Source organism: Conexibacter woesei DSM 14684 (assembly GCF_000025265.1).
Lineage (GTDB): Bacteria > Actinomycetota > Thermoleophilia > Solirubrobacterales > Solirubrobacteraceae > Conexibacter > Conexibacter woesei.
In genome coordinates, this window is sequence record NC_013739.1 from 5,910,478 (window position 1) to 5,931,730 (window position 21,253).

A 21,253-nucleotide genomic window follows, 5' to 3' on the forward strand; every position below is an offset into this window, starting at 1 on the left:
TCAGGCTGGCGCCCCGACGAGCGTCTCGACGCCGGCTTCGTCGATCGTGCGCCGCAATCCTTCGATCAACGCCACTTCAGGCTCCCAGCCGAGCACCTCGCGCGCGAGCGCGATGTCGGGCTGGCGCACCTGCGGGTCGTCGGTCGGAAGCGCCTCGAAGACGATCTCCGAGCGCGACCCGGTCACTTCGATCACCGCTCTCGCCAGCTCCAGCAGCGTGAACTCGTTCGGATTGCCGATGTTGACGGGGTTATGAAAACCGGATTCGGCGAGCGCGATCATCCCGCGGATCAGGTCGGAGACGAAGCAGAACGAGCGCGTCTGCGAGCCGTCGCCGAAAACCGTGATCGGCCGGTCCTGCAGTGCCTGGCGCAGGAACGTCGGGATCGCGCGGCCGTCGTGGGGGCGCATCCGCGGCCCGTACGTGTTGAAGATCCGCATGATCGCGGTGTCGACGCCCTGCTGACGGTGGTACGCCATCGTCAGCGCCTCGGCGTAGCGCTTCGCCTCGTCGTAGACGCCGCGCGGGCCGATCGGGTTGACGTGCCCCCAGTAGGACTCCCGCTGCGGGTGCTCCTGGGGATCGCCGTAGACCTCGCTGGTGGAGGCGATCAGGAAGCGCGCCCGGTGCTTCTTCGCGAGCCCGAGCGTGTGGTGCGTCCCGTGCGAGCCGACCTTCAGCGTGTGCAGCGGCAGTCGCAGGTAGTCGATCGGCGACGCGGGCGAGGCGAGGTGGTACACGAAGTCGACCGGCTCGTCCACGAAGTACGGCTCGATGATGTCGAGGTTGAGGTGGACGAACTCGGGCTGGCGAATGTGGTGGATGTTCGCCAGCGAGCCCGTCTCGAGGTTGTCGACACAGATGACGCGGTGCCCTCGGCGCAGCAGTTCGTCGCACAGGTGCGAGCCGAGGAAGCCAGCGCCTCCGGTCACGAGACAGGTAGACATTCCCGGCAGGATAGCCCTGCAACCGGTCCGTTCGCGGACCCGTCGGTCCTCTACGATCGCCTGATCCCGCTTTCGAGCGGCTCAGAGCGAACCCGCGATCACAGGAGTCCCATGCCCGCCACCCGCTTCGTCGAGCGTCTCAACGAGCAGATCGCGTACGAATTCGCCGCCTCGCAGCAGTACGTCGCCAATGCCGTCTACTACGACGCCGAGACGCTGCCGCGCCTCGCGGCGTTCTTCTACGCGCAGGCGGTCGAGGAGCGCAACCACGCGCTGATGATGGTCCAGTACCTGCTCGACGCCGACGTCGAGGTCACGGTCCCCGGCGTCGCCGCGCCGGAGATCTCGTTCGCCGACGTCGTCGCGCCGGTCGCGCTGTCGCTGGAGCAGGAGAAGCGCGTCAGCGACCAGATCGCGGCGCTCGTCGGCGTGGCGCGCGAGGAGGGCGACTTCCAGAGCGAGCAGTTCATGCAGTGGTTCCTGAAGGAGCAGGTCGAGGAGGTCGCCTCGATGTCGGATCTGCTGACGATCGCCGAGCGCCTCGCCGACCGGCCGATGGACATCGAGGACTGGCTCGCGCGCGAGCAGCCGGGCGACGGCGGCGAGGACCCGACGGCGCCGGCGGCTGCCGGCGGCGCGCTCTGAGCTCCTTCAGCGCCGAGCTGCGCGCCGGCGCGGCGGACGTGTGGGAGGCGCAGCACTCCCACCCGTTCGTGCGCGGGATCGGCGACGGCACGCTCGCGCTCGACCGCTTCCGGCACTACGTCCGGCAGGACTACGTCTACCTCGTCGACTACGGCCGGCTGCTCGCGCTCGCCTGCGCGCGGGCGCCGGAGCTGGAGACGATGCGGCGGTTCGCCGAGCTGACGCAGGCGATCCTGGTGACCGAGATGGACCTCCACCGCTCGTTCGCGGCCGACTGGGGCGTCCCGGCGGCAGACCTGGAGTCCGAGCGGGCGACGCCGACGACGCGCGCCTACGGCGACTTCCTGCTGCGCACCGCCGCGCTCGGCGACTTCGCCGAGCTGGTCGCCGCGCTGCTGCCCTGCATGTGGGGCTACGCCGAGGTCGGCGAACGGCTCGCCGCCGCCGGCCCGCCGGAACCAGATCCCGCCCGCCCCTACGCGCGCTGGATCGCGACGTACGCCGACCCCGAGTTCCAGGCGCTCGCGGCTTGGTGCCGCGAGCTGATGGATCGCCTCGGCGCCGCCTGCGACGACGCCGGCCGTGCGCGCCTGCGCGCGGTCTTCGCCGAGAGCAGCCGCCACGAGCTGGCGTTCTGGGACGCCGCGTGGCGGCTGGAGCCGGCGGCGCGAGACCAAAGATCCTTGGGGTAGACGCGTCGTCCTGTCCCCGCCAGCATGGGAGCACGTCGCGATCAGACACCCGGACGTCATCCCGTTCGAGGAGGAGATCCTCGAGACGGTCGAGTGGCCGGATGTCATGACGCCCGACAGGACGCTCGGTCGGTGGCGCTACTGGCGGCGCGGCGCCGGGCCGATCCGATGGCTGTTCGTCGTCGTCGGCTGGAACACCGTTCCCGCACAGATCATCACGGCGTTTGGCAATCGAGAGGACCCGATATGAGTGAGACATCGAGTGGCTTCACGATCGGCGACGTGACGTTCGACAGCGTCGACTACGCCGAGTACCCCGACGAGCTGCATTTCTGGAGGGGACCGCGCCGACCGGCCGCCGACATCGACGAGACGCCCGAGGGCCACCACGTGCGCTTCGACGCCGCCGGGGAGATCTGCCAGTTCTTCATCCACAACGCCCGTGTCCTGCTCGACCACGACGGCGCGATCCACGTCACCCTGCCGCCCAACGGCCCCACGACGGTGCTCGATCGCGAGACGCTCGAGACGCTGCTCGTCGACCCAGCGCCGGAGCGATGGGGATTGACCCGGAGCGAACGCGTTCGCTGGCGGCTCGCACCCTTCCGCGACCTCGCGCGCCGACTCAGCCCGTCGGCGGCCGTGTCCCCGCGACCCAGCTCGCCTCGCCGCCCTCGACCTCCTGCTTCCAGATCGGTGCGGCGGCCTTGATGCGGTCGATGATCTCGCGGGCGCCGAGGAACGCCTCGGGGCGGTGCGGGGCGGAGACGGCGACAAGCACCGACGGCTCCGACAGCGGGACCGCGCCGATGCGGTGCTCGGCGGCTGCGGCGCAGAGGCCGTGGCTGGCGATCGCCTCGGCGACGATCGCCGCGATCTGCTCCAGCGCCATCTCGGTGTACGCCTCGTAGACGAGCGCGTCGACGTCGCGCGTGACGCCGGCGAACGTCACGACGGCACCGGCGCGCGGATCGCGGACGCGCGCGACGAGACCGTCGAGCGAGAGCGGGGCGTCGCTGACCGCGACGTGCGGCGCGGCTGCGCCGCCGGAGACCGGCGGCACGAGCGCCAGCTCGTCGCCTGGCGCGAGCGGAGCGTCGTCGTCGGCGTACTCGCGGTTGACTGCCAGCACGAGCGGAAGGCCGGCGGCCAGCGCCGCGACCGGGGGCGCGGCGAGCGCGTCGCGCACGCGCGCGCCCTCAGGCAGCTCCAGCTCGAGCTCAGCGGTGCCGGCGCGCTCGCGCAGCATCGCGAAGAGACGGATGCGTACGTGCATCACAGGAGCGTACGGGAGCGGACGCCCGCCCGCCCGATCGGCGGCGTCCGCGCCAGGCGCGAAGTACCCTCAGGCGATGAGCGTGACCGAGGACCACCGCTTCATCGCCCCCATCGTCGGACCGGACGACCCGCGGCACTTCACCGACTCCGGCATCGAGATCCAGCCGCGCTACGACGAGCACGACGTGCCCGAGCAGCTCCAGCTCGGCGAGCCCGGCCAGTTCCCGTACACGCGCGGGGTGCATCGCGAGATGTACCGCAGACAGCTGTGGACGATGCGGCAGTACGCCGGCTACGCGTCGGCGAAGGAGTCCAACGAGCGCTACAAGTACCTGCTCGCGCACGGCTCGACCGGCCTCTCGATGGCGTTCGACCTGCCGACCCAGCTCGGTCTCGACTCCGACGATCCTCGCTGCCTCGGCGAGGTCGGCCGCACCGGCGTCGCGATCGACACGATCGACGACATGCGGACCGCGTTCGACGGCATCCCGCTCGACAGAGTCTCGACCTCGATGACGATCAACGCGCCCGCGAGCGTGCTGCTGCTGCTCTACCAGCTCGTCGGCGAGGAGCAGGGCGTCGCGCCGGAGAAGCTGCGCGGCACGACCCAGAACGACATCCTCAAGGAGTACATCGCGCGCGGGAACTTCATCTACCCGCCCGAGGGGTCGATGCGGCTCACGACCGACCTGTTCGCGTACTGCAAGCAGAACGTGCCGAGATGGAACACCGTCTCGATCTCCGGCTATCACTTCCGCGAGAAGGGCTGCTCGGCCGTCCAGGAGGTCGCGTTCACGCTCTCCAGCGGCATCGCGTACGTGCAGGCGGCGCTCGACGCCGGCCTCGCGGTCGACGACTTCGCGCCCCGGCTGGCGTTCTTCTTCAACGGCCACAACAACGTCTTCCAAGAGGTCGCGAAGTTCCGCGCCGCCCGCAAGATGTGGGCTCAGATCATGCGCGACCGCTTCGGCGCCAGAGACGAGAAGTCGATGAAGCTGCGCTTCCACACGCAGACGGGCGGCGTGACGCTGACCGCGCAGCAGCCGGAGAACAACATCGTCCGCGTCGCGCTGCAGGGGTTCGCCGCCGTCTGCGGCGGGACGCAGTCGCTGCACACGAACGGCTTCGACGAGGCGCTCGCGCTGCCGACCGAGCACGCCGCCAAGATCGCGCTGCGCACGCAGCAGATCATCGGCCACGAGTCGGGCGCCGCCGACACCGTCGACCCGTTCGCCGGCTCGTACTACGTCGAGGCGCTGACGGCCGAGATCGAGCAGCGCGCGAGCGAGCTGATCGGCAAGGTCGACGAGCTGGGCGGCTCGGTCAACGCGATCGCGTTCATCAAGAACGAGATCGAGGAGTCGGCCTGGGGCTATCAGGAGCGTTACGCGCAGGAGCAGGACATCGTCGTCGGCGTCAACAAGTACGTCGACGAGCAGCTCGAGGTGCCGGACCTGCTGCGCGTCGACCCGGCGTCCGAGCGCGAGCAGGTCGGGCGGCTGAAGGAGTTCAAGGCGACGCGCGACCAGCAGCTTGCGGACACGCGCCTGCAGGAGCTGCGCGACGCCGCCGCCGGCAGCGACAACCTGCTGCCGTACATCCGCCAGGCGCTGAAGGACCGCTGCTCGATGGGCGAGGTCTGCGCGGCGATGCGCGACGTCTTCGGCAGATACCAGCCGGACATCTGAGGGTCGCCGCGAGCCGCGCTCACCCGCTGAGGGTGATGCGCGCTCGCCACGGCGCGCGGCAGGATCGCCCCGGTGGAGACGGCGATCCGAACCGAGGACCTGACGAAGTCCTACGGCAGCGTGACGGCGCTCGCCGCGCTCGACCTCGAGATCCGCCGCGGCGAGGTGTTCGGCTACATCGGCCCCAACGGCGCCGGCAAGTCGACGACGATCCGGCTGCTGCTCGACCTGCTGCGCCCGACACGCGGCCGCGCCGAGATCCTCGGCATGGACGTGCGCAGACGCGGCGTCGAGGTGCGGCGGCGGATCGGCTACCTGGCGGGGGAGCTGGCGCTCTACGAGGAGCTGACCGGCCGCGAGCTGCTGTCGTTCCTCGCACGTCTGCGCGGCGGCGTCGAGCGTCCCTACGTCACGACGCTGGCCGACCGCTTCGGCCTGCCGGTCGACCGCCCGATCCGCGAGCTGTCGAAGGGCAACAAGCAGAAGGTCGGCCTGATCCAGGCGTTCATGCACAGACCGGACGTGCTGATCCTCGACGAGCCGACGAGCGGCCTGGACCCGCTGCTGCAACGGACCTTCCACGAGCTGGTCGGCGAGACGCGCGACGCCGGCGCGACGGTGTTGATGTCCTCGCACGTGCTCTCGGAGCTGGAGCACGTCGCCGACCGGGTCGCGATGATCCGCGCCGGCAGACTGCTGGCGGTCGAGGCGATCGAGGACCTCAAGCGCAGCGCGCCCCGCCAGGTCGCGGTCACGTTCGCGGCGCCGGTCCCCGACGGCGCGTTCGCGTCGCTGCCCGGCGTCTCCGGCGTCGACGTGCGCGGCTCGCTCGCGCGCTTCACCGTGCACGGCGGGATGGACGCGGTCGTGAAGGCGATCGCGGCGCACGAGGTCGTCAGCCTGACGGCGCAGGAGCCGGAGCTGGAGGAGCTGTTCCTCGACCGTTACGAGGCGCACGGCGCGCAGGGCGGCGAGCCTGGTGCCTGAGCTGGCGCTGCGCACCCTCCGCAGCGAGCGCACGGCGCTGATCGGCTGGTGCCTGTCGACGGTCGCGCTCGTCGCGGTCGTGCTCGCGTTCTGGCCGTCGATCGACGGCAACGACGCGCTGACGAGAAGCTTCAGCGACCTGCCGCCGTCAGTCCAGTCGGCGGTCGGCCTGAGCGATCTCGGCACGCCGGCCGGCTATCTGCAGGGCCAGCTGTTCTCGACCCTGGCGCCGCTGTTGTTCCTCAGCTTCGCGATCGGCCGCGGCGCGCGGGCGATCGCCGGCGAGGAGGAGCGCGGCACGATGGACCTGCTGCTCGCGACGCCGATCCGGCGGGCGCGCGTAGTGGTCGAGCAGGCGCTGTCGATCGCCGCCGGGCTGCTGCTGCTCGCGCTGGCGCAGTGGCTGACGCTGGTGCTCGTCGGCCCGCTGTTCGACATCGGCATCCCGGCCGGCCGCTTCGCGGCGGCGACCGCCGGCAGCGTCGGCCTCGGACTGCTCTACGGCGGCATCGCGCTCTGCCTGTCGGCGGCGACCGGTCGCCGCGGCCTGAGCCTCGGCGTCGCCGCGGGCCTCGCCGGCGCGGGCTTCCTCTACACGTCGATCGCGCCGTTCGTCACCGCGCTCGACGACCACCTCGGCTTCTCGCCGTTCCAGTGGGCGTACGGCGACGACCCGGTCAGAACGGGCGTCGACTGGGGCGACCTCGCGCTGCTGACCGGCGGCGGGCTGCTGTTCGCCGCGCTCGCGGCGCTTCTGTTCGACCGCCGCGACGTGCGCTGACGGTGCGTCACCGCGCCAACCTGCCAACTAGGACCGCAACTCGCACTGAAACGCACGTGTTTGCCACTCGTATCGGGCGGGCATTGACCCGATGCGGAACGGACTACCCGTTGCAGGCACGTCGCAAGGAGAGGTGAGATGAGGTTTTCCCCCCCACGGGCGCTGGTCGCAGCGCTCGTCGCGCTGTTGGTCCCACTCGTGTTGTCGGCGAGCGCACACGCGTTCTCGCTGACGAGCGTCGGCGCAACGCCCGGCAGACCGGCGAACAGCCCGCTCGGCGCCAGCGATCCGGCCGTGAGAGATCCGCTCTCAGCCGCTGCACATCCCGACATGGCGATCAGACTCGACTTCGACGATGTCGGCAACCCGACCGCCGACAGCGTCGACAGTCTCGAGATCGGGCTCGCGCCCGGCATCGTCGCGTTCGTCAACCACATCGAGACGTGCACCACTTGGGACATGTCGCAGACGAGAACGAACTGCCCGAGATCGGTGATCGGTTCCGCCATCACCAGAGCGTCTGCACCTGTGCTCGGAGCGCTCACGCTCAACGGCGCGATCTACCGGATCCCATCGCCGGATCCGTCGAGAGTCCCGACGGCGTTCGGCATCGACATCGAGCCACCGCTTCCCGGCCTGAGACGGATCAAGCTCGTGTCGCCGATCACGGTCAACCCTCTGAACTTGGGCCTGACGGCTTCCCTGAGCGGCCTTCCGAACTTCGCCGAAGTGCCCCTCGTCGGCAGACTGCCGGTCCACATCGACTCGATCACGCAGATCCTCAATGGCTACAACGCCGAGGGCAGATCGTTCTTCACCAACCCGACCTCCTGCATTCCGGCGGTTGTCAGCGTGACGGCCAGATCCCATGGCGGCGCCCCGACGTCGGGCAACGGCTCGTACACCCCGACCGACTGCGAGAACGTGCCGTTCAACACGACGCTCGCGTCGTCAGCCGACCCGAACACCGCCGACTCGACGTCGGCGATCAGCACGGACGTGATCCCCGGGACGGAGGACATCCCGCGCGTCAGCTCGATGGTCCGCGGGACGACGTTCCTCGGCGCCCCGGGCATGCTGCTCAACCCGGCGCTGGCAGCTCGGCTCGACGCCTGCACCGACGCGGGCTTCGCGCTCGCCGACTCCTCTGTCGCAGCGAACTGCCCGGCATCGTCGGAGGTCGGGACGATCGACTTCACGTCGCCGATCCTCGGCAACTTCCCCGGCAAGGCGTACTTCGGCACGCAGACGCCGACCGACCGGCTGCGGCTGTTCCTCGACGTGCCGCTGTTCGGCGCGCACATCAAGCTCTCCGGCACGGTCAACCCGGACTTCAGAACCGGCCAGATCACGCTGAAGTTCAGCGACCTCCCGCAGGTCGCGTTCACGAACTTCAGACTCACGTTCAAGGGCGGACCGCAGTCGGCGCTCGTGACGCCGACGACGTGCGGCCCGGCGACGACGATCGCGACCGTCACACCGTGGTCGGGCGGCGCGGCGAGAACGCCGTCCGCCTCCTACGACGTCGTCGACTGCGCACGCAGATTCACGCCGTCGATGGCGACCTCGGTCAGCAACCCGCAGGCCGGCGCGGACACGAGCTTCACGCTCTCGTTCGACCGCCCCGACAGAACCGTCCCGGTCGGCAGAGTCGCGTTCGACCTGCCGCCCGGCCTCATAGGCTCGCTCGCGCTGCCGGGCCTGACGAAGTGCGCGCTCGCGACCGCCGCGGCGAACGCCTGCCCGGCGTCGAGCCGGATCGGCAGCGTCAACGCGATCGTCGGCTCCGGAACCGAACCGCCGACGCTGCCCGGCAGCATCTACCTGACCGAGCCGCGCGTCGCGGGCGACCCGGCCGGGCTGTCGATCTCCGTGCCGGCGAGACTCGGGCCGGTCGACGCCGGCATCGTGACCGTCGCGCAGCGGCTGACGCTCGGCAACGACGGCGGCCTGGACATCGTCAGCGACCCGATCCCGGCACTCCAGCTCGGAATCCCGCTCGCGATCCGCAGACTGACCGTCAACGTCGACCGCGCCGGCTTCATGAAGAACCCGACCAGCTGCGGCACCCCGAAGGCCTCCGGCGCGTTCTCGCCGCTCGACGGCGGAGCGGGTGCGACCGCGAGCTCCACGATCACGGTCAACGGCTGCGACAGACTGCCGTTCGGCCCGAGAATCACCGGCACGATCGGCGGCAGAGGCCAGAACCGCGAGGGCCAGCACCCGTCGTTCACGACGCGGATCACGCAGCGGGCCGGCGAGTCCGCGATGAAGACGGCGGTCGTGACGCTGCCGAGAGCGGTCTCGACGAACCTGCCGACGCTGAGAGCGGCCTGCCCGCTCGCCACGTACAACGCGAGAAGATGCACCGCGCGGACGATCGTCGCCACCGCGACGGCCGTCAGCCCGCTGATCAACAGACCGATCACCGGCCCGACGTATCTCGTCAGAACCGCCTCCGGCGGCCTGCCGAGCCTCGCGGTCGAGCTGCGCGGCGAGGTCTCGCTCGACCTGCTCGGCACCAACGCCGTCAGAGGCGGCCTCGTGATCACGACGTTCGGCAGCATCCCCGACCTGCCGCTGTCCAGCTTCGAGCTGAGATTCCGCGGTGGCAGAGAGGGTGTCCTGACGACCGTCGGGGATCTCTGCGCCCGGCCCGTGCTCGGCGCCAGATTCACCAGCCAGAGCGGCAGAGCGACGTCGCAGAGCCCGCGGCTCACGGCGCTCGGCTGCGTGCCCAGACCGAAGTCGGGCGCGACGCTGAGATTCCGCAGAGGCGCCGGCAGACTCGGCGTCCGGACCGGCGTCGCGAGAAGCGGCAAGCCACTCTCCAGCGTGCGGATCGGCCTGCCGAGAGGCCTGCTGATCAGAGGCGCGTCGGTGACGTCGAAGGCCGGCAGAACCCGTCTCGCGAGAAGAGCGATCCGGGTCAGCGGCCGGACGATCACCGTGAAGCTCTCCAGACGCGGAGCGCGCAAGGTCACGGTCAACGTCCGCGGCGTCAGAGCCAGCTCGGCGAGACTCGCGAGACGGCTCGCGGCGCGCAGAGGCAGACTGACGGTGACGGTCCGCACCGCCCAGAAGGGCGGGCCGCGCGTCACGCAGAAGGTGAAGCTGAAGCTGCGGTAGCCGCACCGCGACGACACAGCGTCAGGGTGGTCGGGTAGCGTCTCGGAACATGAGCGCTCCCGGCCACCTCGACTTCTACACGGTCGTCCTCTTCCTCCACATCACGGCCGCGATCGCGGCGTTCGGCGTCACGTTCGCCTATCCCGTGATCGACCAGGTCGTCCGCACGCGCGACGCACGCGCGCTGCCGCTCTGGCACGAGGCCCAGATCCAGATCAGCCGCAGAGTCGTGACGCCGGCCGCCGTCGTCGTGCTGATCGCCGGCATCTACATGGCGACCGACCGCTGGAGCGACCTCTCGAGCGGCTGGTGGAGCGGCGCCTTCGCGATCCTGATCGTGATCGTCGGGCTCGACCACGCGGTGATGATCCCGCTGGCACGCAGAATGCGCGACCGCGCCGCGCTCGACGCGCAGAGCGGCGACGCCGGCGGCACGGTCACGCTCAGCACCGAGTACGAGCGGCTCAACAGACAGCGCACGATCTTCGGCGGGACGATCTCGCTGCTCGTCGTGGTCGCCGTCTTCCTGATGGTGCTGAAGCCGGGCGTCTGATCGCTTCCCGATCGGGGGCCGGCGCGCGACCCGACAGCTAACATCCGCCGCCGCTATGCGCCAAAAGGCTCCAGAGACGTTCGAAGAGAAGCTCGGCCAGCTCAACGAGCTCCGCGAGGAGGCGATCCACTCCGCCTCTGCCGCCGCGGTCGAGAAGCAGCACGCGAAGGGCAAGTACACCGCCCGCGAGCGGATCGAGAAGCTGCTCGATCCAGGCTCCTTCCAGGAGCTGGACACGTTCGTCCGCCACCGCACGCACGACTTCGATATGCAGAAGAACCGGCCGTGGGGCGACGCCGTCGTCACCGGCCACGGCACGATCGAAGGCCGTACCGTCTGCGTCTTCAGCCAGGACTTCACCGTCGTCGGCGGCTCGCTCGGCGAGGTGATGGCGGAGAAGATGTGCAAGGTCATGGACCTCGCCGCCAAGATCGGCGCGCCCGTGATCGGCATCAACGACTCCGGCGGCGCCCGCATCCAGGAGGGCGTCGTGTCGCTCGGCGGCTACGGCGACGTCTTCCTGCGCAACGTCAAGTCCTCGGGCGTGATCCCGCAGATCTCGCTGATCATGGGCCCGTGCGCCGGCGGCGCCGTCTACTCACCCGCGATCACCGACTTCATCTTCATGGTGAGAGAGACCTCTCACATGTTCATCACCGGTCCTGACGTGATCAAGACCGTCACCGGTGAGGAGCCGACGTTCGAAGAGCTCGGCGGCGCGATGACGCACAACTCGAAGTCGGGGGTGGCGCACTTCGCCTCCGAGGACGAGGACGCGTGCCTCGAAGACGCGCGCTACCTGTTCTCGTTCCTGCCGTCGAACAACCTCGAGCTGCCGCCGCGCGTGCAGCCGACCGACGACCCGCAGCGGATGGACCCGGAGCTGGACACGGTCGTCCCGGACAGCCCGAACAAGCCGTACGACATGCGCAGCGTGATCAGGCTGATCGTCGACGACGGCGAGTTCCTCGAAGTCCACGAGCACTTCGCGACGAACATCGTCTGCGGGCTCGCGCGGCTCGACGGCTTCCCCGTCGGCATCGTGGGCAACCAGCCGGCCTCGCTCGCCGGCGTGCTCGACATCGCCGCCTCGGAGAAGGCCGCCCGCTTCGTCCGCACCTGCGACGCGTTCAACATCCCGATCGTCACCTTCTGCGACGTGCCGGGCTTCCTGCCGGGCACCGCGCAGGAGTGGGGCGGGATCATCCGCCATGGCGCCAAGCTGCTCTACGCCTACGCCGAGGCGACCGTGCCGAAGATCACCGTCATCACGCGCAAGGCGTACGGCGGCGCGTACGACGTCATGGCCTCCAAGCACCTCGGCGCGGACTTCAACTTCGCCTGGCCGCAGGCAGAGGTCGCGGTGATGGGGCCGGAGGGCGCCGTCAACATCATCTATCGCCGCGACATCGCCAGCAGCCCGACGCCGGACGACCGGCGCAGAAAGCTGATGGACGACTACAAGGCGCGCTTCGCGAACCCGTACTCGGCAGCCGAGCGGGGCTACATCGACGACGTGATAATCCCGCACGAGACGCGCCCGAAGCTGATCGCCTCGCTGCACACGCTGCAGACCAAGCGCGAGCCCGGCCCCAAGCGCAAGCACGGCAACATCCCGCTCTAAGCCACGCCCCCGGCGGGCCGCCCGCGCGCCGCTCCGAAGAGCGGCGCGCGGCAGGCGCTATCTGCTGGCTCTCTGCTTCGGGAGCGTGCCGGCGATCAGCTCGGCGATCAGCTGGTAGCCGACCCCTCTCGCGTGGATGTCCTGCACGGCGCAGAACCACGTCAGCACGCAGACGTTCGCGACCGCGACCGGGATCGTCCCGAGGCCAGGGACCGTCGTCGTCTGGTCGAACGGTGTGTAGGCGCCGCTCGCTCTCGTGACGTCGACGAACGCGCCTCTGACCGAGTCATACTGCTTCTTCAGCGCCGGGTTGATGATCTCTCTGAACGCCGTCACCGACAGCGTCGCGAGGTTTCTGCCGGCGTCGCCGGTCAGCCACAGGCCGAGGATCACGTCCGGGTAGGTCGTGCCGACGATGCGGACTCTCGGTCCGGCCGCTCTGCGCAGCCGTCTGACGAGCACCGCGACGTTTCTCTGCAGCTTCCCGTTCGCGGCCACGACGCAGGAGACCGGGTCGGCCTCTCTGATGCACGCGGTCACGTCGTTGCCGCCGATCGAGACGGTGATCAGGCCCGTCTTCGCTCTGTTCTGCTTCAGGAACTGCTCGGCGACCTGGATCTGCGTCTTGCCCGGGTACGGTCTGCCGCCGGGGCCGAGCGCCGGCTTCGGGCAGCCCTTCTGCTCCAGGATCGACGTCGTCGTCGCCCCGCCGCAGCCGAACTGGACCAGTCTCAGCTTCCAGCCCTTTCTCGCCGCCAGCGGCGGCAGCTGGTACGCGAAGCCCTCACGCGTGCCGCCGCCGACGGTCCCGTCGGGCTTCGGCTGGTAGCCGGTCGCGTACGAGTCGCCGAGCGAGACGTAGAACTGCGGTGCCGCCTTCTTGCCCTGTGCCGGGGGCGCTCTCGCGGCGGTCGCCGCGGCGGGGACGGCGAGCGCGGCCGCGGCCACGACGGCGACCGCGCCGCTGATGAAACGTGGTGGGATCATGACGACACGCTAACCGAGATCCCGCGTTTGCGTGAACGTTCGCGTACGCCCCAAGACCCAGGTCTCACGCGATACTCTGGCCGTCATGAACCGTCGCCCGCAGCTCACGATCGTCGCGCCGAGCGCGTCGCCCGAGGAGGCCGCGGCCGTCGTGGCCGCGCTCGAGCAGTTCATGCGCGAGACGTCGCCGACGCCCGCGCCCGCTGGGGAGCGCGTCGGACGCTGGACCCGCAGCGCCCTGTTGGAGGGCGTCCGCGACGCCCCCGCAGCCTGGGGCGACGCCGATCCGTGGGGCCGGTAGCCGCCCCGGGAGATAAAACCCGGAATTCCTCCAGGGTTTGCTACATTTGGCGACCCGCCCGCCCTAGGAGGAATGCAGCGCATGGAGCCAAGCTCGGTCAGAGAGAAGAGCAAGAGACCCGGCAAGCTGGGCTCGATCGACAACCCGGAGGTCCTCCAGGACGTCCCGGGTCACGTGATCCCGATCCTCGAGCGCGAGTTCGACGACTTCGACACGGAGTCGCAGAGATTCCTGCGCGGTGATTTTCCGGAGACCGAGTTCATCGGCTTCCGCCTCAGACAGGGCGTCTACGGGCAGCGCCAGCCGGACGTGCAGATGGTCCGCGTGAAGCTTCCGTGGGGCGGCGTCAGCCCCGAGCAGATGGACATGTTCGCGCAGGTCGTGGAGACGTACGCGCCGCTCAGAAAGGGCCACGTCACGACCCGCCAGAACATCCAGATCCACCACATCCCGCTCGCGGAGATGGCGAAGCTGATCCGCGACGTCAGCGCCGTCGGCCTCTCCAGCCGCGAGGGCTGCGGCAACACGGTGCGCAACGTCACCGCCGACCCCTGGGCGGGCGTCTGCGACGACGAGGTCTTCGACACGACGCCATGGGCGGGCGCGTACGTGCGCTACTTCGTCCGGCATCCGACGACACAGCTGATGCCGCGCAAGGTCAAGACGGCGTTCGACGGCTCTCCCGAGGACCGCGCGATCACGGGCATCCACGACATCGCGTTCCTCGCGAGAGTGCGCGACGGCGTCAAGGGCTTCGAGGTGCGCGTCGGCGGCGGCACGTCGATCATGCCGCGCGTCGCGCCGACGCTGTACGAGTTCGTCCGCGCCGACGACGGCGAGTACCTGAAGGTCGCCGAGGCGGTCTTCCGCATCTTCGACCGGCAGGAGTGGCTGCGCAAGAACCGCGCCCGCGCCCGCCTGAAGGTGTTCGTCGACAAGTTCGGGATCGAGGAGCTGCTCAACCAGGTCGAGGAGGAGCTGAAGGGCGACTGGGTCCACGAGCGCGACTTCGACCCGATGCAGCGCCTGTTCGTTCACGACGAGGAGGCGAACGCGCCGGAGCCCCCGGCCTCCGCCGGCTCGCCCAACGGCGACCTGTCCGAGTTCGAGCACTTCGTCTCGACCAACGTGAGAGCGCAGCGCCAGGAGGGCTACTCGACCGTCGAGGTGAAGATCGAGCGCGGCGACCTGACGCCTTCGCAGTTCCGCGGGCTGGCGCAGATCATGCGCGACTACACCGGCGGCTACGCGCGCACGACCGTGCAGCAGAACATCGTCCTGCGCTGGGTGCGCGACGAGGCGCTCTACGACGTCTGGACGGCGCTGAAGGAACACGACCTCGGCGAGGCCGGCGTCGACGAGATCTCCGACGTCGTCAGCTGCCCCGGCACGGACTCTTGCAAGTTGGGAATCACCTCGTCGATGGGCCTCAACCAGGCCGTCAAGGAGCGCATCGTCGAGATGAGACTCGAGGACCCGCTCACGCGCAGGATCCACATCAAGATGTCGGGCTGCCCGAACGGCTGCTCGCAGCACCACATCGCCAACATCGGCTTCTACGGCGCCTCGATCAAGGTCGGCGACAAGACGATCCCGGCGTGCATCCCGCACATCGGCGGTCGCTACGAGGGCGGCGAGGTGCTCTACGGTGCACGGCTGAAGCTGCGGCTGCCGTCCAAGCGCGTGCCGGACGCCGTCGAGCGCTGGATCCGCTTCTACGAGTCCGACCGCACCGACGGCGAGCAGTTCAACGCGTTCGCCGAGCGTGTCGGGACGAGAGCGTTCGAGGACCAGGTGCGCGACCTCGCGATGCCGGCCGAGTTCAACCTCGAGAACATGAACCTGTTCATCGACTGGAACAAGAACGTCCCGTTCGAGGTTGTCCGCGGCGAGGGAGAATGCGCTGTCTGAGGAGCACCGCGAGTTCCCCGGGCGCCGTGAAGCGGCCGGCGCCCGCCGTGGAACTCGCAATGCGAAGCACGTGATCTTCGACTGCGACGGGGTGCTCGTCGACTCCGAGCCGACCGCCAACCGGATCCTCTGCGAGGAGCTGAACGCGGTCGGCTACGTCGCGACGCCGGAGGAGTCCGAGCGCGACTTCATGGGCCGCTCGTGGGGGCACATGCTCGACGTCGTGACCGAGCGGCTCGGCGCGCCGCCGCCGGCGTCGCTGCGGGCGCGGTACCGCGAGCGGCTGTTCGCCGCCTACGCCGCGCGCGAGGTGCCGGCGGTGCCGGGCATAGCGGACGCGCTCGACCAGCTCGCCGCGCGCGAGCTGCCGGCGTGCGTCGCCTCCAGCGGCGACCACAGACGCATCCGCCTCGGGCTCGCGACGGCCGGGCTGGCGGACCGCTTCGACGACGCCGCGATCTTCAGCGCCGACGACGTCGGCCGCGGCAAGCCGTGGCCCGACCTGTTCCTCCACGCGGCCGAGCGGATGGGCTTCGACCCGGCCGCCACGGTGGTGGTGGAGGACAGCCCCGCCGGCGTCGAGGCCGGCCGCGCGGCGGGGATGACCGTGCTCGGCTACACGGGCCGCACGCCCGCCCCGACGCTCGCGGCAGCGGGTGCCACGACCTTCTCCGCGATGGCCGAGCTGCCCGGCCTGCTCGGGCTCGAGCGATAAAAAGCCAAAACTCACTCGGGTTTTTGCTATTTTCCCTTGACCGATGAGCACGACCGCTCCCACCGACACCTCCCTGACCGCCGACGCGGAGTCGCTGAGCGCCGAAGAAGTGCTCGCGCGGATGGTCGACCGCTTCCACCCGCAGCTGTTCCTGGCGTGCTCGTTCCAGCAGGAGGAGTCGGTCCTGATCGACCTCTTGCTGAGAATCGAGCCCAACGCCCGCATCTTCACGCTCGACACGGGTGTTCTCTTCCCCGAGACCTACGAGACGTGGAGAACGATGGAGCAGCGGTACGACACGCAGTTCGAGACCTTCCGCGGCATGTCGCTCGCGCGGCAGGCGGCCGACCACGGCCCCGAGCTGTGGAAGAGCAACCCCGACCTGTGCTGCGCGATTCGCAAGGTCGCCCCGCTGAGAGAGGCGCTGAGCCAGGTCGACGCCTGGACCGTCGGCGTCCGCCGCGACCAGGCCCCGACGCGGGCGAACACGCCGAAGATCGGCTGGGACGCCAAGCACGGGATCTGGAAGGCCGCACCGCTCGCCGACTGGAGCGACAGAGACATCTGGCGCTACATCCACGAGCACGATTTGCCGTACAACCCGCTCCACGACCGCGGCTACGCCTCGATCGGCTGCACGCACTGCACGCTGCCCGCAGCGGACCGCAGCGGCCGCTGGGCCGGCAACGGCAAGGTCGAGTGCGGCCTGCACGGCTGATCCGGGTTCTCCGACCGGACAAGTGAAACACTGACGGCGATGGACTGGCCCCTCGTCATCGCGTTCGGCCTCGGCGTCGGTCTGCTCGTCGGCATGACCGGCATCGGCGGCGGCTCGCTCATGACTCCGCTGCTGATCCTCGTGCTCGGCACCGCCCCGACGACGGCGATCGGCACCGATCTCGCGTACGCGGCCGTCACCAAGACTGTCGGCGGCTGGCGCCACTGGCGCCGCGGTAGCGTCGACATGACGATCGCGCTGTGGCTCGCCGTCGGCTCGATCCCCGGCGCCCTCGGCGGCGTGCAGGTCCTGCACGTGCTGGAGAAGGCGCTCGGCGGCGACAGCTTCGACACGTTCCTGCTGACGCTCGTCGCCGGCGCGCTGTTCGTCACCGGCATCGCCGTGCTCGCCCGCGCGCTGTTCATGAGCAGCGGCGGGGAGCGCGTCACGATCGAGGACTTCGACACACGCCACAAGGTCGCCGCGGTGATCGTCGGCGTCGGCGTCGGCTTCGTGCTCGGCCTCACCTCGGCCGGCAGCGGCGCGCTGATCGCCGTCGCGCTGATCATGATCTTCCGCCTCACGCCGATCCGCGTCGTCGGCACCGACGTCTTCCACGCCGCCCTGCTGCTGTGGGTCGCGTCGATCGCCCACTTCTTCAGCGGCAACGTCGACCTCGCGCTCGCCGGCAACATCCTGATCGGCTCGATCCCCGGCGTCTGGATCGGCTCCAACCTCGCGTTCAAGATGCCCGAGAACGCGCTCCGGCCGACCTTGGGGATCGTCCTGCTCGCAGCGGGTATGGCCCTGCTGAAGAAGGCCGGCGTTGCGGACTATCCGGTATATGTCATCTTCCTCGTGCCCGCCGCCGTGGCGGTCGCGGCCTACTTCCTGAACCGCTCGCGCAGTCGCAGAGGCGCGCAAGCGAGCGCCCACCTCGCCACCAACGACCCAGCCACCGAACACTGATGACCTACGAGCTTTCCCACCTGGACGCCCTCGAAGCGGAGGCGATCCACATCATGCGCGAGGTCGCCGCCGAGCTGGAGCGTCCCGTGCTGCTCTTCTCGGGCGGCAAGGACTCGATCGTGCTGCTGCGGCTCGCCGAGAAGGCGTTCCGCCCCGGCCGCTTCCCGTTCCCCGTGATGCACGTCGACACGGGCCACAACTTCCCCGAGGTCATCGAATACCGTGACCGCCGCGTCGCCGAGATCGGCGAACGCCTGATCGTCGCCTCCGTGCAGGAGTCGATCGACAAGGGCCGCGTCGTCGAGGACACCGGGCCGCGCGCCTCGCGCAACCGCCTCCAGACCGTCACGCTGCTCGACGCGATCGAGGAGCACGGCTTCGACGCCGCCTTCGGCGGCGCCCGCCGCGACGAGGAGCGCGCCCGCGCGAAGGAGCGGATCTTCTCCTTCCGCGACGACTTCGGCCAGTGGGACCCGAAGGCCCAGCGCCCCGAGCTGTGGGCGCTCTACAACGGCCGCGTCCGCAAGGGCGAGCACGTGCGCGTCTTCCCGATCTCGAACTGGACCGAGCTGGACGTGTGGCAGTACATCGAGCGCGAGGAGCTGGAGCTGCCGGCGATCTACTTCGCGCACGAGCGCGAGGTGTTCGCACGCGACGGGATGCTCTACGCCGCGTTCGACTTCATGGAGCGGTTCGAGCACGAGACCGTCTTCACCGAGACCGTCCGCTACCGCACCGTCGGCGACATCAGCTGCACCGGCGCGGTCCGCTCGACGGCCGCGACACTGGAGAGCGTCGTCGCGGAGATCGCGGCGACGGACATCACCGAACGAGGCCAGACGCGCGCGGACGACCGCGCGACCGAGGCCGCGATGGAAGACCGCAAGCGAGAGGGCTACTTCTGATGGCCGCGACGGCGACGATGAACGGGCGCCCGGGAGACGGGGGCGTCGAGACGACCGAGCTGCTGCGGTTCGCCACGGCCGGCTCTGTCGACGATGGCAAGAGCACGCTGATCGGTCGGCTGCTGCACGACGCGAAGTCGATCCTCGCCGATCAGCTCGCGCACGTGAAGGAGACGAGCGAGCGGCGCGGCGACGGCGAGCTGAACCTCGCGCTCCTGACCGACGGCCTGCGCGCCGAGCGCGAGCAGGGCATCACGATCGACGTGGCGTACCGCTCCTTCCAGACCGACAAGCGGCGCTTCATCATCGCCGACTGCCCCGGCCACGAGCAGTACACGCGCAACATGGTGACGGGCGCCTCGACGGCCGACCTCTCGCTCGTGCTCGTCGACGCCCGCAACGGGCTCGTCAGACAGTCGCGCCGCCACGCCGCGATCTCCGCGTTGCTGCGGACGCCGCACCTCGTCGTCTGCGTCAACAAGATGGACCTCGTCGACTACGACGAGTCGGTCTTCGACGCGATCGTCGCCGACTTCAAGCAGTGGTCGGCGGCGTTCGACGGCTTCGCCGACATCACCTTCATCCCGATCTCCGCGCTGAAGGGCGACAACGTCGTCGACCGCTCGGAGAACATGCCGTGGTTCGACGGCGAGCCGCTGCTGCACCACCTCGAGACGGTGCAGATCGCCGGCGACCGCAACCTCGACGACTGGCGCTTCCCCGTCCAGTGGGTCGTCCGCCCGCAGAACGACGAGCAGCACCACGACTACCGCGGCTACGCCGGACAGGTCGCCGGCGGCGTGCTGACGCCCGGTGAGGAGGTCGTCGTGCTGCCATCCGGCCGCACGACGCGGCTCGCCGCGATCGACACGATCGACGGCCCGCTCGACGTCGCCTTCCCGCCGCAGTCGGTCACGCTGCTGCTGGAGGACGACCTCGACGTCTCGCGCGGCGACCTGATCGCGCGGCCGAGTGACGCGCCGACGGTGGCGCGCGAGCTGGAGGCCGTCGTCTGCTGGATGGCCGACGCGCCGCTGAAGCCGGGCGGGCGCTACGCGATCAAGCACACGACGCGCGCCGTGCGCGGCATCGTCGACGGGCTCGACTGGCGTCTCGACGTCGAGACGCTCGACCGCGTCCCGCAGGCCGACAGCCTGTCGCTGAACGAGATCGGCCACGTCAAGCTGCGCCTCAGCGCGCCGCTCGCGTTCGACTCCTACGAGCGCAACCGCGACACCGGCAGCTTCATCCTGATCGACGAGTCGACGAACGACACCGTCGGCGCCGGCTTGATCGTCGTCCCGCAGGACTGAGCCGGACGCCGCGCGCCGGGAACTCGCGGGCGTGACCGCGTAGCTATCGTCGCGTCATGGAGTCGAGCAGCGCACGCGTGGACAGGCCGCGCGCTCAGCCGTCGTGGCTGCGTGCGCTGCGCCTGCTCGGCCCGCTCGTCTGGGTCGTCGCGACGATCGCCTTCGTCGCGTTCGAGGGGCTGCCGCTGACGCGCGACTGGATCGCCGGCTGGGTCCTGCTCGGCCTGCTGGCGTTCTCGCTCGGCGACCTCAGCGGCGGCTGGCTGCGCGGCGTGATCCTCGACTGGCTGCCGTTCTTCGGCATCCTCGCGCTGTACGACCTGCTGCGCGGCGCGGCCGACGGGCTGATCTTCGAGCCGTTCTTCCTGCCGCAGATCGACATCGACAAGTTCCTCTTCGGCGGGACCGTGCCGACCGTCTGGCTGCAGGAGCATCTCTACGACCCCGGCACGCTGCCGTGGTACGGGGTGACCGCGTGGATCGTCTACATGTCGCACTTCTTCGCGACGCCGCTGCTGGCCGGCGTCCTCTGGAAGATCGACCGCATGCGCTTCCGCCGCTTCGCCGTCAGCGTCGGCGCGCTCGCGCTGCTCGGCTTCGCGACTTACGCGCTGTTCCCCGCGGCGCCACCGTGGATGGCGGCGCAGCAGGGGCTGATCGGCCCGACGGCGCGCGTGATCCCCGAGATATGGGGCCAGCTCGGGATCCCCGCGAGATTCGGCGTCGTCGGGACCGGCTACCAGTACGCCAACGATGTCGCCGCGGTCCCGTCGCTGCACGCCGCCTACTCGCTGCTGATCGCCTTGGAGCTCTGGCCGGGCTTCGCCTTGCGAGTTCCACGCCGTCGCGCCGAGGGCACCGGCGCGCGTGGGAACTCGCGGGTGCTGGGAGTCCTGGTGCGGGTCCTGATCGTCGCCTATCCGCTGACGATGGCGTTCGCGCTCGTCTACAGCGGCGAGCACTACGTCGTCGACATCCTGCTCGGCTGGATCTACGCCGCCGTCGTCTACTACGGGGTGCGCCGGGCCTTCGCGCGGTGGGCCGCACGCCGCGACGACGCCGACAGCGCCACATCGGCGTCCTTTCCGCCCCCCACCGTCTAACCTTCC

20 protein-coding genes are annotated in these 21,253 nt (G+C 69.8%); 17 read left to right on the forward strand and 3 right to left on the reverse strand.

What is annotated here, in order from left to right; all coding sequences use genetic code 11:
- The gene (locus tag CWOE_RS27715) at nt 1–948 is read right to left on the reverse strand and encodes a UDP-glucuronic acid decarboxylase family protein (protein WP_012936973.1); all 948 of its coding nucleotides are present in this window, start codon (nt 946–948) and stop codon (nt 1–3) included.
- A gap of 111 nt (nt 949–1,059) precedes the next feature.
- On the opposite strand from CWOE_RS27715, the gene CWOE_RS27720 reads away from it, so the two are divergent.
- From CWOE_RS27720 to CWOE_RS32330, 3 genes are all read left to right on the forward strand, one after another.
- Nucleotides 1,060–1,593 (forward strand): ferritin, encoded by a 534-nt coding sequence (locus CWOE_RS27720; RefSeq protein WP_012936974.1) that lies wholly within the window; start codon nt 1,060–1,062, stop codon nt 1,591–1,593.
- Nucleotides 1,590–2,285 (forward strand): thiaminase II, encoded by a 696-nt coding sequence (gene tenA, locus CWOE_RS27725; RefSeq protein ID WP_012936975.1) that lies wholly within the window; start codon nt 1,590–1,592, stop codon nt 2,283–2,285. The genes CWOE_RS27720 and tenA overlap by 4 nt, the downstream gene beginning before the upstream one ends.
- Before the next feature lie 246 nt (nt 2,286–2,531).
- Nucleotides 2,532–2,996: a hypothetical protein gene (locus CWOE_RS32330; protein WP_012936977.1), complete on the forward strand. Its 465-nt coding sequence runs from the start codon at nt 2,532–2,534 to the stop codon at nt 2,994–2,996.
- On the opposite strand, the gene CWOE_RS27735 is transcribed toward CWOE_RS32330, so the two are convergent.
- Entirely contained in the window at nt 2,911–3,561 is a 651-nt protein-coding gene (locus CWOE_RS27735) for a molybdenum cofactor biosynthesis protein MoaE (RefSeq protein WP_012936978.1), read from the reverse strand. The two genes, CWOE_RS32330 and CWOE_RS27735, sit on opposite strands and share 86 nt — an antisense overlap.
- A 76-nt stretch (nt 3,562–3,637) precedes the next feature.
- On the opposite strand from CWOE_RS27735, the gene CWOE_RS27740 reads away from it, so the two are divergent.
- The 6 genes from CWOE_RS27740 (at nt 3,638) to CWOE_RS27765 (ending at nt 12,325) form a co-directional block, all read left to right on the forward strand.
- Complete coding sequence (locus CWOE_RS27740; RefSeq protein ID WP_012936979.1) at nt 3,638–5,251, forward strand: acyl-CoA mutase large subunit family protein; 1,614 nt, start codon at nt 3,638–3,640, stop codon at nt 5,249–5,251.
- A 72-nt stretch (nt 5,252–5,323) separates the two neighbouring features.
- A complete protein-coding gene (locus CWOE_RS27745) occupies nt 5,324–6,238 on the forward strand; it encodes an ABC transporter ATP-binding protein (protein WP_012936980.1) in 915 nt (304 codons plus the stop codon).
- A complete protein-coding gene (locus tag CWOE_RS27750; protein WP_012936981.1) occupies nt 6,231–7,019 on the forward strand; it encodes an ABC transporter permease in 789 nt (262 codons plus the stop codon). Before CWOE_RS27745 ends, CWOE_RS27750 begins: the two co-directional genes overlap by 8 nt.
- A 138-nt stretch (nt 7,020–7,157) precedes the next feature.
- Entirely contained in the window at nt 7,158–10,148 is a 2,991-nt protein-coding gene (locus CWOE_RS27755) for a hypothetical protein (RefSeq protein WP_012936982.1), read from the forward strand.
- Nucleotides 10,149–10,197: 49 nt separating this feature from the next.
- On the forward strand, nt 10,198–10,701 hold the full coding sequence (locus CWOE_RS27760) for a DUF2269 family protein (RefSeq protein ID WP_012936983.1): 504 nt from the start codon (nt 10,198–10,200) through the stop codon (nt 10,699–10,701).
- A gap of 55 nt (nt 10,702–10,756) precedes the next feature.
- Nucleotides 10,757–12,325, forward strand: a complete 1,569-nt coding sequence (locus CWOE_RS27765) for an acyl-CoA carboxylase subunit beta (protein WP_012936984.1) — start codon at nt 10,757–10,759, stop codon at nt 12,323–12,325.
- A gap of 57 nt (nt 12,326–12,382) precedes the next feature.
- Here the strand turns inward: CWOE_RS27765 and CWOE_RS27770 are convergent, their stop codons facing one another.
- Nucleotides 12,383–13,312: a GDSL-type esterase/lipase family protein gene (locus CWOE_RS27770; protein ID WP_012936985.1), complete on the reverse strand. Its 930-nt coding sequence runs from the start codon at nt 13,310–13,312 to the stop codon at nt 12,383–12,385.
- Between the two features lie 85 nt (nt 13,313–13,397).
- Between CWOE_RS27770 and CWOE_RS27775 the strand changes: the two genes are divergently transcribed.
- The 8 genes from CWOE_RS27775 to CWOE_RS27810 all read left to right on the forward strand — a co-directional run bounded on the left by CWOE_RS27775 (nt 13,398) and on the right by CWOE_RS27810 (nt 21,247).
- Nucleotides 13,398–13,613, forward strand: coding sequence for a hypothetical protein (locus CWOE_RS27775; RefSeq protein ID WP_012936986.1), 216 nt, complete (start codon nt 13,398–13,400; stop codon nt 13,611–13,613).
- Nucleotides 13,614–13,694: 81 nt separating this feature from the next.
- Nucleotides 13,695–15,524 (forward strand): nitrite/sulfite reductase, encoded by a 1,830-nt coding sequence (locus tag CWOE_RS27780; protein WP_012936987.1) that lies wholly within the window; start codon nt 13,695–13,697, stop codon nt 15,522–15,524.
- A gap of 70 nt (nt 15,525–15,594) precedes the next feature.
- A complete protein-coding gene (locus CWOE_RS27785) occupies nt 15,595–16,239 on the forward strand; it encodes an HAD family hydrolase (RefSeq protein ID WP_012936988.1) in 645 nt (214 codons plus the stop codon).
- Between the two features lie 43 nt (nt 16,240–16,282).
- Entirely contained in the window at nt 16,283–16,957 is a 675-nt protein-coding gene (locus CWOE_RS27790; protein ID WP_012936989.1) for a phosphoadenylyl-sulfate reductase, read from the forward strand.
- A 39-nt stretch (nt 16,958–16,996) separates the two neighbouring features.
- Nucleotides 16,997–17,926, forward strand: coding sequence for a sulfite exporter TauE/SafE family protein (locus CWOE_RS27795; RefSeq protein ID WP_012936990.1), 930 nt, complete (start codon nt 16,997–16,999; stop codon nt 17,924–17,926).
- A complete protein-coding gene (cysD, locus tag CWOE_RS27800; protein ID WP_012936991.1) occupies nt 17,926–18,831 on the forward strand; it encodes a sulfate adenylyltransferase subunit CysD in 906 nt (301 codons plus the stop codon). Before CWOE_RS27795 ends, cysD begins: the two co-directional genes overlap by 1 nt.
- Nucleotides 18,831–20,144: a sulfate adenylyltransferase subunit 1 gene (locus CWOE_RS27805; protein ID WP_012936992.1), complete on the forward strand. Its 1,314-nt coding sequence runs from the start codon at nt 18,831–18,833 to the stop codon at nt 20,142–20,144. The genes cysD and CWOE_RS27805 overlap by 1 nt, the downstream gene beginning before the upstream one ends.
- 56 nt (nt 20,145–20,200) lie before the next feature.
- A complete protein-coding gene (locus CWOE_RS27810) occupies nt 20,201–21,247 on the forward strand; it encodes a phosphatase PAP2 family protein (protein WP_012936993.1) in 1,047 nt (348 codons plus the stop codon).
- The last annotated feature ends 6 nt before the right edge of the window (nt 21,248–21,253 follow it).

Excerpts from the sequence above, each read along its gene's own strand:
- CWOE_RS27715 (WP_012936973.1), bottom strand. The coding sequence starts at position 948 with ATGTCTACCTGTCTCGTGACCGGAGGCGCTGGCTTCCTCGGCTCGCAC.
- CWOE_RS27720 (WP_012936974.1), top strand. The coding sequence starts at position 1,060 with ATGCCCGCCACCCGCTTCGTCGAGCGTCTCAACGAGCAGATCGCGTAC.
- CWOE_RS32330 (WP_012936977.1), top strand. The coding sequence starts at position 2,532 with ATGAGTGAGACATCGAGTGGCTTCACGATCGGCGACGTGACGTTCGAC.
- CWOE_RS27735 (WP_012936978.1), bottom strand. The coding sequence starts at position 3,561 with ATGCACGTACGCATCCGTCTCTTCGCGATGCTGCGCGAGCGCGCCGGC.
- CWOE_RS27740 (WP_012936979.1), top strand. The coding sequence starts at position 3,638 with ATGAGCGTGACCGAGGACCACCGCTTCATCGCCCCCATCGTCGGACCG.
- CWOE_RS27755 (WP_012936982.1), top strand. The coding sequence starts at position 7,158 with ATGAGGTTTTCCCCCCCACGGGCGCTGGTCGCAGCGCTCGTCGCGCTG.
- CWOE_RS27760 (WP_012936983.1), top strand. The coding sequence starts at position 10,198 with ATGAGCGCTCCCGGCCACCTCGACTTCTACACGGTCGTCCTCTTCCTC.
- CWOE_RS27765 (WP_012936984.1), top strand. The coding sequence starts at position 10,757 with ATGCGCCAAAAGGCTCCAGAGACGTTCGAAGAGAAGCTCGGCCAGCTC.
- CWOE_RS27770 (WP_012936985.1), bottom strand. The coding sequence starts at position 13,312 with ATGATCCCACCACGTTTCATCAGCGGCGCGGTCGCCGTCGTGGCCGCG.
- CWOE_RS27775 (WP_012936986.1), top strand. The coding sequence starts at position 13,398 with ATGAACCGTCGCCCGCAGCTCACGATCGTCGCGCCGAGCGCGTCGCCC.
- CWOE_RS27780 (WP_012936987.1), top strand. The coding sequence starts at position 13,695 with ATGGAGCCAAGCTCGGTCAGAGAGAAGAGCAAGAGACCCGGCAAGCTG.
- CWOE_RS27790 (WP_012936989.1), top strand. The coding sequence starts at position 16,283 with ATGAGCACGACCGCTCCCACCGACACCTCCCTGACCGCCGACGCGGAG.
- CWOE_RS27795 (WP_012936990.1), top strand. The coding sequence starts at position 16,997 with ATGGACTGGCCCCTCGTCATCGCGTTCGGCCTCGGCGTCGGTCTGCTC.
- cysD (WP_012936991.1), top strand. The coding sequence starts at position 17,926 with ATGACCTACGAGCTTTCCCACCTGGACGCCCTCGAAGCGGAGGCGATC.
- CWOE_RS27805 (WP_012936992.1), top strand. The coding sequence starts at position 18,831 with ATGGCCGCGACGGCGACGATGAACGGGCGCCCGGGAGACGGGGGCGTC.
- CWOE_RS27810 (WP_012936993.1), top strand. The coding sequence starts at position 20,201 with ATGGAGTCGAGCAGCGCACGCGTGGACAGGCCGCGCGCTCAGCCGTCG.